Annotated in this window: 12 protein-coding genes and 1 other RNA gene; 8 read left to right on the top strand and 5 right to left on the bottom strand. The window is 59.2% G+C overall.

What is annotated here, in order from left to right:
* Positions 1-43: 43 nt before the first annotated feature.
* Positions 44-604 carry a nucleotide exchange factor GrpE gene (grpE, locus tag FFI16_RS00835; protein ID WP_138813801.1) on the bottom strand — a complete coding sequence of 187 codons (561 nt, stop codon included), beginning with the start codon at positions 602-604 and terminating at the stop codon, positions 44-46.
* Between the two features lie 254 nt (positions 605-858).
* Here grpE and recN point away from each other — a divergent pair, with 254 nt between their 5' ends.
* Complete coding sequence (recN, locus tag FFI16_RS00830) at positions 859-2,532, top strand: DNA repair protein RecN (RefSeq protein ID WP_138813800.1); 1,674 nt, start codon at positions 859-861, stop codon at positions 2,530-2,532.
* 101 nt (positions 2,533-2,633) lie between these two features.
* Here recN and fur read toward each other — a convergent pair whose 3' ends face one another.
* Positions 2,634-3,035, bottom strand: coding sequence for a ferric iron uptake transcriptional regulator (fur, locus tag FFI16_RS00825; RefSeq protein ID WP_138815341.1), 402 nt, complete (start codon positions 3,033-3,035; stop codon positions 2,634-2,636).
* Positions 3,036-3,133: 98 nt separating this feature from the next.
* Between fur and FFI16_RS00820 the strand changes: the two genes are divergently transcribed.
* Positions 3,134-3,661 (top strand): outer membrane protein assembly factor BamE, encoded by a 528-nt coding sequence (locus tag FFI16_RS00820; RefSeq protein WP_017139267.1) that lies wholly within the window; start codon positions 3,134-3,136, stop codon positions 3,659-3,661.
* Positions 3,662-3,724: 63 nt separating this feature from the next.
* Here the strand turns inward: FFI16_RS00820 and FFI16_RS00815 are convergent, their stop codons facing one another.
* Both FFI16_RS00815 and FFI16_RS00810 read right to left on the bottom strand, forming a co-directional pair.
* Positions 3,725-4,027: an RnfH family protein gene (locus FFI16_RS00815; protein WP_138813799.1), complete on the bottom strand. Its 303-nt coding sequence runs from the start codon at positions 4,025-4,027 to the stop codon at positions 3,725-3,727.
* Positions 4,020-4,454: a type II toxin-antitoxin system RatA family toxin gene (locus FFI16_RS00810; RefSeq protein ID WP_058419957.1), complete on the bottom strand. Its 435-nt coding sequence runs from the start codon at positions 4,452-4,454 to the stop codon at positions 4,020-4,022. Before FFI16_RS00810 ends, FFI16_RS00815 begins: the two co-directional genes overlap by 8 nt.
* Positions 4,455-4,621: 167 nt before the next feature.
* Here FFI16_RS00810 and smpB point away from each other — a divergent pair, with 167 nt between their 5' ends.
* Positions 4,622-5,104 carry an SsrA-binding protein SmpB gene (gene smpB, locus FFI16_RS00805; protein WP_003176160.1) on the top strand — a complete coding sequence of 161 codons (483 nt, stop codon included), beginning with the start codon at positions 4,622-4,624 and terminating at the stop codon, positions 5,102-5,104.
* Positions 5,105-5,132: 28 nt separating this feature from the next.
* Here smpB and FFI16_RS00800 read toward each other — a convergent pair whose 3' ends face one another.
* A complete protein-coding gene (locus FFI16_RS00800; protein WP_138813798.1) occupies positions 5,133-5,900 on the bottom strand; it encodes a GntR family transcriptional regulator in 768 nt (255 codons plus the stop codon).
* Between the two features lie 252 nt (positions 5,901-6,152).
* Between FFI16_RS00800 and FFI16_RS00795 the strand changes: the two genes are divergently transcribed.
* From FFI16_RS00795 to FFI16_RS00775, 5 genes are all read left to right on the top strand, one after another.
* Entirely contained in the window at positions 6,153-7,847 is a 1,695-nt protein-coding gene (locus tag FFI16_RS00795) for a lactate permease LctP family transporter (protein WP_138813797.1), read from the top strand.
* 70 nt (positions 7,848-7,917) lie between these two features.
* Positions 7,918-10,740: an FAD-binding and (Fe-S)-binding domain-containing protein gene (locus FFI16_RS00790; protein ID WP_138813796.1), complete on the top strand. Its 2,823-nt coding sequence runs from the start codon at positions 7,918-7,920 to the stop codon at positions 10,738-10,740.
* Positions 10,741-10,864: 124 nt separating this feature from the next.
* Entirely contained in the window at positions 10,865-11,143 is a 279-nt protein-coding gene (locus FFI16_RS00785; RefSeq protein WP_138813795.1) for a hypothetical protein, read from the top strand.
* A 104-nt stretch (positions 11,144-11,247) separates the two neighbouring features.
* Positions 11,248-11,644, top strand: a transfer-messenger RNA (tmRNA) gene (gene ssrA / locus FFI16_RS00780).
* Positions 11,645-12,025: 381 nt separating this feature from the next.
* A complete protein-coding gene (locus FFI16_RS00775; protein WP_138813794.1) occupies positions 12,026-12,286 on the top strand; it encodes a DUF6124 family protein in 261 nt (86 codons plus the stop codon).
* Positions 12,287-12,307: the final 21 nt, after the last annotated feature.

Genomic DNA, 12,307 nt, shown 5'->3' with positions numbered 1-12,307 from the left:
CACTTAAACGCTTGACTTATAGATGGGGCCGTTACGACTGATTTCAAGCCTGCTCATCAATAGAAGGTGCAACGGGTGCAGGAGCCTTGCTCACCACCACCATCGCCGGGCGCAACAAGCGACCGTTGAGCTGATAACCCTTCTGGAACACTTTCAATACGCTGTTCGGCTCCAGGTCATGGCTTTCCTGCATGGCCATGGCTTGGTGATGCTCAGCATTGAACGGCTCACCGCCTTGCGGATCGATGGCTTCCAACTGATAACGCTTCAGGGTGTCCTGGAACATTTTCAGGGTCAGCTCGATCCCTTCGCGCATCGGACGGATGTTTTCGTCGTCCGGGCTGGACAACTCAAGGCCACGCTCCAGGCTGTCGATAATCGGCAGCAAGTCGTTGGCGAATTTTTCCAGCGCGAATTTGTGAGCTTTTTCGACATCCTGCTCGGCACGGCGGCGGACGTTCTGCAGATCGGCGGCAACACGCAAAGACTGATCCTGCGCAGCGGCCAATTGCTCTTCGAGCACTTGCACACGAGTCGCCAGTTCATCACCGGCAGCCGAATTGGCGTCTGGAGTTTGCGTATCCTGCGTCTGTTCGTCAGCCATAGATTTCTCCTTTCAAAATCATGCGCGAACTCAACTCGCGCTTCTGTTCCGGTATATGGGGCCACAATTTTCAGGTTCAAGGGCGCAGGCGTTACCAAAAGTCTTTCGCTTGCCCTGAATCAATTCCTGCGCACTCATTCCGCATTGCGCTTAAAAATCCGCCCATTCAAGCAAATTGAGCTAAGCATCAGGATTGTCAGCCCCGAACAAAACACTGTATAAATAACCAGACCTAAAGCCTGGGAGCGGCCGTCATGCTGGTGCACCTGTCCGTACATAACTACGCCATCGTTGAACATCTGGATCTCGAACTGGATCGCGGGATGAGCGTAATCACAGGCGAAACCGGCGCCGGCAAGTCGATCATGCTCGACGCCCTGGGCCTTACCCTGGGCGACCGCGCCGACAGTGGCGTGGTGCGCCCCGGCGCAGACAAGGCCGACATCCTCGCCACCTTCGACCTGGCCGATATTCCCGAAGCCGAGACCTGGCTGGCCGAGCGCGACCTTAATAATGAAGGCCCGTGCATCCTGCGTCGGGTGATCACGGCGGAAGGTCGTTCACGCGGCTACATCAACGGCACACCCTGCCCGCTTGGCGATTTAAAGGCGCTGGGCGAACTGCTGATCGATATCCACAGCCAGCACGAACACCAGTCCCTGCTGAAAACCGACACCCATCGCCGCCTGCTCGACGAATACGCCGGCGCCACCGACCTGGCGCGTCAGGTGCAGCTTGCCGCCCAACGCTGGAGGCAAACCCGCCAGGAACTGGAGCGACTCTCCAATTCCGGCGACGAACAACGCGCTCGCCATCAACTGCTCAGCTATCAGCTTGAAGAACTGGAAAGCCTGGGCCTTGGCGAAACCGAGCTGGAGCAACTGGAACAGGAACACAAGAACCTGACCAACGCCGAAACCCTGCTCGGTATCTGCCGGCAGGTGGTAGAGCAATGCAGCGAAAGTGATTCGGGCAATGTACTCAATGCACTGACTGCCAGCCTCAATCGTCTATCGAGCGTGAACAGCGGGTCGGGCTCCTTGAGCGAGGCCACCACCCTGCTGACCAGTGCGCAGATCCAGGTAGAAGAAGCCGTCGGCGAACTGAATCGCTTCCTCGATCACTTCGACGCCGACCCGGCGCGCCTGCAAGAAATCGAAGAACGCCTGGACACTATCTATACCCTGGCGCGCAAACACCGCATCCAGCCGACCGAAGTGGCGACGATGCAGCAAAAGCTGCTGGATGAGATCGAAACCCTCAACGCCAACGACGAGTCGATTGAACGGCTGGGCGATGAACTCGCCTCCTTCGCCCGCCACTACCAGGAAAAGGCCCGCGAACTCAGCGACCTGCGCCAGCAAGCCGCTACCAGCCTGGCCAGTGCCGTAGAGCAGGAAATTCAACGCCTGGGCATGCCCGGCGGGCGTTTCACCATCGAGCTGCACGCCAACACCAGCAACGAGCTGCAACCCCATGGCCTGGAACAGGTGGAACTGCTGGTCAGCGCCAACCCTGGTCAGCCCCTCAAGGCACTGGCCAAGGTCGCGTCCGGTGGCGAGCTGTCGCGGATCAGCCTGGCGATCCAGGTCATTACCGCACAGACCTCACGGGTACCCACACTGGTATTCGACGAAGTGGACGTGGGGATCGGTGGGCCAACGGCGGAGATTGTCGGCCAACTGCTGCGCCGCCTCGGGGAGCGTGGTCAGGTGCTTACCGTGACTCACTTGCCGCAAGTGGCCGCCCAAGGGCATCAGCATTTATTCGTACACAAAGTGCGCGGCAGCGATGCGACGCATACGGCCGTGTCCAAACTGAACAAATCGGAACGGGTAGAAGAAGTAGCGCGGATGTTGGGCGGCATCGACCTGACAAAAGAGTCCCTGGCCCACGCGAAGAAAATGGTGGTGGCCGCCAAGGCTTGAACCGAGCATTTTTCGCTCAATTTTCTCTCTTATAGAAAGCACGAAGGCGACCCTAGGGTCGCCTTCTATCGTTTCACAGAGCAAATCTGTGTCGATTTTTACTATTTCTTACGAATGTACAGGACCAGATTATGGTCCACCAAATTGAATCCATGCTCCTCAGCGATCTGGTGCTGGAGCTTCTCGATTTCCGGGCTGGTGAACTCGATAACCTCATTGGTATCCAGGTCAACCATGTGATCGTGATGACCACCGTCAGCCAATTCGAACACTGCATGACCGCCGTCGAAATTATGACGAACCACCAGCCCTGCGGCTTCAAACTGGGTCAGCACACGGTAAACCGTGGCCAGGCCAACGTCCTCGTTAGACTCCATCAGCGCCTTGTAAACATCCTCGGCACTCATGTGGCGCTGCTCAGCAGAATCGAGCATTTGTAGAATCTTGACTCGTGGCAGAGTCACTTTAAGACCGGCTTTGCGTAGTTCGCTATTTTCAACCATGGTTAGCTTTCTCGCGGATGCTGCTTCGCAGCTTCTCTTAATACGGGTATGATCGGCGTTTACGTTGTCCCAGCCAAGATAGTGGAAGTCGCCCACCGATGCAAAACACCAAGCTCTTGCTAACCAGTTTCACCCTTGTGGGACTGCTCGCACTCGCCGGTTGTTCATTCCCCGGGGTTTACAAAATCGACATCCAGCAGGGCAATGTCGTCACGCAGGACATGATAGACCAGTTACGCCCGGGAATGACCCGACGGCAAGTACGGTTTATTATGGGCAACCCCCTGCTGACCGACACTTTTCATGCCGATCGCTGGGATTATCTCTATAGCATCCAGCCAGGTGGCGGTGAGCGCCAGCAGGAGCGCGTCAGTGTCATCTTCAATGGCAATGACCAGCTCGTGAGCCTGTCCGGTGACTTCATGCCCGGCGTAAGCCGCGATGAAGCCTTGCTCGGCAAGGACAACGGCACCAATGTAACTGCGCCAGCGCAGGAAGCAGAGAAGCCGAAGTCCGAAGTGCCGGCCAAGCCTGGCTCCTTGCTGGATCAGATCCAGAAGGACGTCGACGGCGTGCAGACCGTTCCTGTCCCGACGCCACAGCCTCTGGACACCAGCCCGCAGTAATTGTGCGGCGCTCGATAAAAAGCCCGGCATGCCGGGCTTTTTGTTGCCTGCCGATTGGCAGCCTTATGGGTTCTGTTGCCGGGCCAAGGCCGCCTTGGCCGCACGTAGCCTGCGCACTTCCTTGGGGTCTGCCAGCAATGGCCGGTAAATCTCGATTCGATCACCCGGTTGTGCAGCACGCACGTCCGCGTCGGCGACCACTTTGCCAAATATGCCCAGCGGGCAATCCGCCAATACCAAGCCTGGAAATTGCTCAGCAATCCCCGACGCCAGCACCGCAGCCCTAAGGCTCGTGCCCGCAGGCACCGTCACCGCCAGCAAGACCTGGCGATTTTCAGCGGCGTACACCACTTCAATCTCAACCATGCAGTTGTTTGGCCCGCTGGCAAAACGCATCCACCAGAGTGTTGGCCGCCTGGTTAAACAAAGGCCCCAAGGTCGCCCGCACAATCGGGCCGGCGTAATCAAAGGACAGGTCGAGGCTGATCTTGCAGGCCTTGTCGGTCAGCGCCTTGAATACCCATACCCCATGCAACTGGGTGAACGGCCCTTCCTGCAGGTTCATCTCAATGGACTTGCCCGGCACCAACACATTGCGCGTTACAAAATGCTGGCTAAGCCCGCCCTTGGCCACCCCGACTCTGGCGACCATATGCTCATCACTGCTTTCCAGCACGTCGGCGGTTGAGCACCAAGGCAGGAACTCCGGGTAACGCGCTACGTCATTGACCAGGTCGTAGAGCGCCTGCGCCGGATAAGGCAATAAAGCCGAACGTTGAATATGCGTCGTCATGTGAGCGTTACTTCCACTGCTTGAGGCAAACATCGCGAAAGAACAGCCCGATCCGCGAGAGAAAAAAACCAGAGAACTGCCGGTATTGTCCGGGATTCGTCCAACACGCTCAAGCACGCAGGTTGACCGTAGCCGACACGCTCGCAACTCCCTATAATGCCGCCCCTATGGCTAAACAAAAGAAACACCCCACAGGGACCATCGCGCAAAATAAAAAGGCGCGACACGATTACTTCATCGAACATCGGTTCGAGGCTGGTCTGGTCCTGGCCGGCTGGGAAGTAAAAAGTCTGCGCGCCAGCAAGCTGCAACTGGTCGACAGCTACGTATTGCTCAAAGATGGCGAGGCATGGCTGCTGGGCAGTCATATCACCCCGCTGACCACCGCGAGCACCCACGTGATTGCCGACCCGGTGCGCACGCGCAAGCTGTTGCTCAACGCTCGCGAACTGGAAAAGCTCGCGGCTGCCGTACAGCAGAAAGGCTATGCCTGCATCTGCCTGTCCTGGTACTGGAGCAAGCACCTGGTCAAGTGCGAAATCGCGCTGGGCAAGGGCAAGAAGGAATACGACAAGCGCGATACCGAGCGTGAGCGCGACTCCAACCGTGAGTTGCATCGCGCCGTGCGCAACAAGGGCAAGGAAGAGTAATCCTTGTGACGGTGTAGCCCCACGCGGGCTACATCCCTTTACGTCGCTCCGCCCGAGCCACGCGCTGAACTTCCTGACGCACCTCTTCCAACACTTCCTGCACATACAACAGGTGACGTGTTGAGACTTCCCGCGCCTGCTCGGCCCGCCCTTCAATAATCGCCAAATACAAATCCCGATGCTGGCTGATCAGCATGTCGCGGGTTTCTGTACGCTGCTGGTACATGCCACCGATATTGGTCACCACGTTGCGCTTGAGCAAATCGAACAAGCCACGAATGGTGTGCAGCAACACGGCGTTATGGCTGGCCTCGGCAATGGCCAGGTGAAAGCGTGCATCCGCCGCGCCCTCTTCCAACCGGCTGACTTCATCGGCGCGGGTGTAGCAATCCTGTAGCGCCTCAAACGCTGCGGTCAGTCGCTCACGGTCGACCTCAGTAGCGCGCAATGCTGCGTAATAAGCACAGGACGCTTCCAGGGTCTGACGAAACTCAAGCAAATCCCGCTGAGCCTCCGGGTTATTTTCCAGCAGGTGCAGCAGCGGATCACTGAAGGTCGAACCCAGAGAATCCGATACATAGTTACCGCCGCCCTGACGGCTGACCAATAACCCCTTGGCCGCGAGCTTCTGGATCGCCTCTCGCAGCGAAGGGCGCGACACGCCAAACTGCTCAGCCAAAGCGCGCTCGGCTGGCAAGCGTTCGCCCGACTTGAGCGTGCCCTCGAGGATCATGCCCTCAAGCTGCTCGACAATATCGTCAGACAAACGGCGCTGACGCACCTGATCAAACCCCATAACTCACTCTCCACAAACCCGACCACTCGCCAGGCCCTCTATTCTCGCCTATCGACGCGCTGGCGGCACCTATCAGAACGCCTTCGATTCACCCAACCAGAACACCTCACCCACACCGCTACGACCAAAGTTTCGTGGGCGGCAAATTGACACACCCCTGCCAAGGCTTTTACTCTAGCCAACAGCGACTGTAAATTGGTATTACCAATTATCCAAGCTGACCAAACAACAACAATCAGGGGCCACCCCATTATGCAAACCTGGCAACAGCTCTACAGCCCACTCGGCAGCCTCGGCCTGTCCGCACTGGCCGCCGTTATCCCGATCGTATTTTTCTTCCTGGCACTGGCGGTGTTCCGCCTCAAAGGCCACGTGGCCGGCAGCATCACCCTGGCGCTGTCGATTCTGGTGGCCATTTTCGCGTTCCAGATGCCGGTAGACATGGCCTTGGCCGCCGCCGGTTACGGGTTTGCCTACGGCCTGTGGCCCATCGCCTGGATCATCGTCGCCGCCGTGTTCCTCTACAAACTGACGGTCAAGAGCGGACAGTTTGAAATCATCCGCAGCTCGGTCCTATCGATCACCGATGATCAACGCCTGCAGGTGCTGCTGATTGGGTTCTGCTTTGGCGCCTTCCTCGAAGGCGCGGCCGGTTTCGGCGCACCCGTGGCGATTACCGCCGCGCTGCTGGTCGGCCTGGGTTTCAACCCCCTGTACGCCGCCGGCCTGTGCCTGATCGCCAACACCGCGCCCGTAGCATTCGGCGCGCTGGGCATCCCGATCATCGTCGCCGGGCAAGTCACCGGCATTGACTCGTTCAAGATCGGCGCCATGGCCGGCCGCCAGCTGCCGCTGCTGTCGCTGTTCGTGCCGTTCTGGCTGGTGTTCATGATGGACGGCCTGCGCGGCGTTCGCGAAACCTGGCCAGCCGCACTGGTAGCCGGCCTCAGCTTTGCCGTCACCCAATACTTCACCTCCAACTTCATCGGCCCGGAGCTGCCGGACATCACCTCGGCCCTGGCCAGCCTTGTAGCGCTGACCCTGTTCCTGAAAGTCTGGCAGCCCAAGCGCAGCGCCGGCGCACAAATTGCCGGCGCCACCTCCGCCGCAGCGGTTACCGCCAGTGCAGGCGGCTTCGGTCAGCCACGCCAAACCGTCGCCTCGCCTTACAGCCTGGGGCAGATCTTCAAAGCCTGGTCGCCGTTCCTGATCCTCACCGTGCTAGTCACTATCTGGACGCTCAAGCCATTCAAAGCGATGTTCGCCGCCGGCGGCTCGATGTACAGCTGGGTGTTCAACTTCGCGATCCCGCACCTGGATCAACTGGTGATCAAGGTCGCCCCAATCGTCACCAACCCCACGGCGATTCCGGCCGTGTTCAAGCTGGACCCGATTTCAGCCACCGGCACCGCGATTTTCTTCTCCGCACTGATTTCGATGCTGGTGCTGAAAATCGACCTCAAGACTGGTCTTACCACTTTAAAAGAGACCTTCTACGAACTGCGCTGGCCGATCCTGTCGATTGGCATGGTGCTGGCGTTCGCCTTCGTCACCAACTACTCCGGCATGTCCTCGACCATGGCGCTGGTATTGGCCGGCACCGGCGCTGCCTTCCCGTTCTTCTCGCCGTTCCTCGGCTGGCTGGGGGTTTTCCTGACAGGCTCCGACACCTCGTCCAATGCCCTGTTCAGCTCGCTGCAAGCCACCACGGCGCACCAGATCGGCGTTAACGACACCTTGCTGGTCGCAGCGAACACCAGTGGCGGCGTGACCGGCAAGATGATCTCGCCGCAGTCGATCGCCGTGGCTTGCGCCGCCACCGGCCTGGTGGGCAAAGAGTCCGACCTGTTCCGCTTTACCCTCAAGCACAGCCTGTTTTTTGCCACCATTGTCGGGCTGATCACGCTGGCGCAGGCCTACTGGTTCACCGGTATGCTGGTGCACTAAAACCTGCGCGTAACAGGGTAAGAATCGACGCCGGACATCGATGCCGGCGTCAGCTATTTCTGGAGGACCGATGAGCCTGCCTGCTGCTTTCCTGAGCGACGTCGCACAACTTATCCCGAAAGATCGTCGCTTCGACGACCCTCTTTCCACCCTCGCTTTCGGCACTGACGCCAGCTTTTACCGACTGATCCCACAGCTGGTGGTTCGCGTGGAGTCCGAAGACGAAGTCGTGGCGCTGCTGCACTTGGCCCAACGCGACCGCGTACCCGTGACCTTCCGTGCAGCCGGCACCAGCTTGTCCGGCCAGGCCATCAGCGACTCGGTGCTGATCGTGTTGGGGGACAATTGGAACGGCCGCGAAATTCGCGGCCAAGGCACGCAAATCCGCCTGCAACCCGGCGTGATCGGCGCCCAGGCCAATGCGTGGCTGGCGCCGTTCGGTCGCAAGATCGGCCCGGACCCGGCCTCGATCAACGCCTGCAAGATCGGCGGCATCGTCGCCAACAATGCCAGCGGCATGTGCTGCGGCACCGCGCAAAACACGTATCACACCCTGGCAGGCATCCGCCTGGTACTGGCTGATGGCAGCCGCCTGGATACCGAGGACGCGGCCAGTGTCAGTGCCTTTCGCCAACAGCATGGCGAGCTGCTGGAACGCCTGGCCACGCTGGGCCGGGAAACGCGGGCCAACGCCGAACTGGCTGCAAAAATCCGCCACAAATACCGTCTGAAAAACACCACCGGCCTGTCACTCAACGCCTTGGTGGATTTCGATGACCCCCTGGATATCCTCAGCCATCTGCTGGTGGGCTCCGAAGGCACCCTCGGTTTTATCAGCGCAGTGACCTACGACACGGTGATCGACCACCCGAACAAAGCCTCAGCGCTGATTGTGTTCCCGGATGTGGAAACCTGCTGTAATGCCGTAACGGTGCTCAAAACCCAACCCGTCTCCGCCGTTGAACTGCTGGACCGGCGCAGCATGCGCTCGGTGCAGGACAAACCCGGCATGCCGGCTTTCGTACAGCAGCTATCGGAAAACGCCTGCGCGCTGCTGATCGAATCCCGCGCCGCATCACCTTCATTACTCCAGGAACAACTGGCGCTAATCATGGCGTCCCTGGCCACCTTCCCAGTAGAAAAGCAGGTCGACTTCACCCAAGACCCGCTGGAAAACGCCCGCCTGTGGGCCATCCGCAAAGACACCTTCCCAGCCGTCGGCGCCGTGCGTAAAACCGGCACCACCGTGATCATCGAAGACGTAACCTTCCCGGTCGAACAACTGGCCATCGGCGTAAACCGCTTGATCGAGTTGTTCGACAAACATCACTACGACGAAGCGATCCTTTTCGGACACGCCCTGGAAGGCAATCTGCACTTTGTCTTCACCCAAGGCTTCAACAGCGCGGAAGAAGTCGTACGCTACCAGGCGTTCATGGACGACGTGGCACAATTGGTCGCCGTGGAATTCGGCGGTTCGCTGAAAGCCGAACACGGCACCGGCCGCAATATGGCGCCCTTCGTCGAGCTGGAATGGGGCAGCGATGCCTACCAATTGATGTGGCAACTTAAACGCCTGCTCGACCCCAACGGCATTCTTAACCCCGACGTGGTGCTGAGCGAAGACCCGCAAATCCACCTCAAGCACCTCAAACCGCTGCCCGCCGCCGACGAGCTTGTGGATAAGTGCATCGAGTGTGGTTTCTGCGAGCCGGTGTGCCCTTCCAAAGGCCTGACGCTCAGCCCGCGCCAGCGCATCGTGATCTGGCGTGATATCCAGGCGAAGAAACGCGCAGGCGTCGACACCACCGAACTGGAAGCCGCCTACCACTACCAAGGCATCGACACCTGCGCCGCCACCGGGTTGTGCGCGCAACGCTGCCCGGTGGGAATCAATACCGGCGACCTGGTGAAAAAACTGCGCGCCCGCGATGCCGACCGTACGAAAACCGCCGACTGGCTGGCCAGCCATTTCGCCACAGCCATGCAAGGCGCGCGCTTCACCCTGCATGTGGCTAATGGCGCGCGCATGCTGCTGGGCGCGCCCCGCCTGGCGAAGCTCTCGGCCAAAATCACGCAGCTGTCCAAAGGGCAGATCCCGCAGTGGAGCAATGCCATGCCGCAGCCGGAAAAAGCCATCCGCTTCAGCCCGGCAGTGACAGACGCGCGCCCGCGCGTGGTTTACCTGGCCGCCTGCGTCTCACGCGCCATGGGCCCATCGGCCGACGACAAAGAGCAAATGTCGCTGTACGACAAAACCCGCAGCCTGCTGGAAAAAGCCGGTTATCAAGTGGTGTTCCCCGACAACCAGGACAGCCTGTGCTGCGGCCAGCCATTCGCCTCCAAAGGCTACGCCGAACAAGCCGAGCACAAACGCCAGGAACTGATCGGCGCCTTGCTCCACGCCAGCCGTGGCGGCCTCGACCCGATCTACTGCGACACCAGCCCCTGCACCCTGCGGCTGGTGCAAGACCTCGGCGAAACCCGCCTGGACCTCTACGACCCGGTGCGCTTTATCCGCACCCACCTGATGGACCGCCTCGACTTCACGCCACAAGAAGCCCCCATTGCCGTGCATGTCACCTGCAGCACCCAGCACCTGGGCGAAAGCCAGGCCCTGATCGACCTTGCGCGGCGCTGCGCCACCACCGTGGTGATCCCGGAAGGCATTCACTGCTGTGGCTTTGCCGGCGACAAAGGCTTCACCACCCCGGAACTCAACGCCCACTCACTGCGCTCGCTCAAGGACGCGGTGCAACATTGCAGCGAAGGCATTTCCACCAGCCGCACCTGCGAGATCGGCCTGAGCCAGCATGGCGGTATCGACTACCACGGCCTGGTGTACCTCGTGGACCGCGTCACCCAGGCCCGCGCCCATGAAACCTGCAAATAAACAGAACCCCTGCGTGCCAGCGCAGTCATTTGAATAGGCCTCGGCGAACGAGGCTCACCCGTGACCTCGCTGGCTGCCCCGCCTTGGCGCAGCATCGAGCCTTATTTGCTCAAGGAGATACCCCATGAAGCGTACTGCTCTTGCTGGCTTGTTCATCACCGCCGCGATGTTGGCCTCGCCTGTTTTTGCTGCCGGCGAGCCGGACCTGTGCAAAATCAACCTGGATAAAATCAACAACGGCAAAGCCCTGCTCGCCACAGATACCAGTGGTAAAAGTGGCGAGATCGACACCGCCGTGTCCCAGGCCAAAGCCGCGCACGCCGCCGGTGATGACAAAAAGTGCATCGACATCACCTCCAAGGCGCTGCAGGACCTGCAGAACATCGACAAAGGCGGCCAATAAGCGGCTCACTCGCTGAGGGCCAACCTTCGGGTTGGCCTTCCGTGACGGTTTGGCGTACACTGCACAGGCTTGTCACTCACTAAGAAACAACGAGTTACAAGCACGGGGCCGTTTAGGATTCGACGCCGGTCGCGAAACTTTAGGTGCATGCCGAGTTGGTAACAGAACTCGTAAATCCACTGTTGCAACTTCTTATAGTTGCCAATGACGAAAACTACGGCCAGGAATTCGCTCTCGCTGCGTAAGCAGCCTTAGCCCTGAGCTTCTGGTACCTTCGGGTCCAGCAATCACCAGGGGATGTCTGTAAACCCAAAGTGATTGTCATATAGAACAGAATCGCCGTGCAGTACGTTGTGGACGAAGCGGCTAAAACTTACACAACTCGCCCAAAGCACCCTGCCCTTCGGGTCGCTGAGGGTTAACTTAATAGAAACGGCTACGCATGTAGTACCGACAGCGGAGTACTGGCGGACGGGGGTTCAAATCCCCCCGGCTCCACCAATTCGAAGCATCGACAAAACCCGCCTAGTGCGGGTTTTGTCGTTTCTGGAGGCTGGAAACCCCAGCCGGCGGGCCTTCGGATTTTTCCTTCAAGATGTCGCGCTGTTGATGAACTGGCGCACCCCCCACCATAACGCTAACGTTCCCCCGTCGCTGCTCATCAGCGACCGGCTTTGACAGGCCGAAAAGTGTAACCTGTCACACCCCATGATTTAACGGCATGCTTCACGCATCCCGTCTCGTTCATGGCGGCTGTGCGTGGGGCATCTTCGGGTGCGCCGGGTTCCTACACTTCCGGTCTGTCAACCCGCGTACAGCTGCCACCCAATCCTGTTTGACAGCAGGGGGCGGCAGCTCCTTAAACAGTGTGGGAGCTTCATCATGAAAAAAATCACCCCAAATCCTCCAGCGAGCCTTTTCACGGTCGCTCAAAACATCGACCCCGAAACCCTCCTGATTCAAGCCAGCGAAACTCTGGCCTCGCTTAACGCTATCACCACCGATCTGGCCTTCGAGCTCGAAGGTGAAAACCGTCAGAAGCTATTGGGTAGCCAACAATTGATCGTGCTGGGTGAGTTACTGATCGAGCGGGTGTTGGTCATACTGCACCCCACGAACGACACGTCATCGTCCCCGCTGTAGCAAAAATCAAAAGGCCGAGTC

This window comes from Pseudomonas sp. KBS0710, assembly GCF_005938045.2.
Classification (GTDB): Bacteria; Pseudomonadota; Gammaproteobacteria; order Pseudomonadales; family Pseudomonadaceae; genus Aquipseudomonas.
Note: the sequence above shows the minus strand (reverse complement) of the source record. Positions and strands in the feature narration are given on the sequence as shown.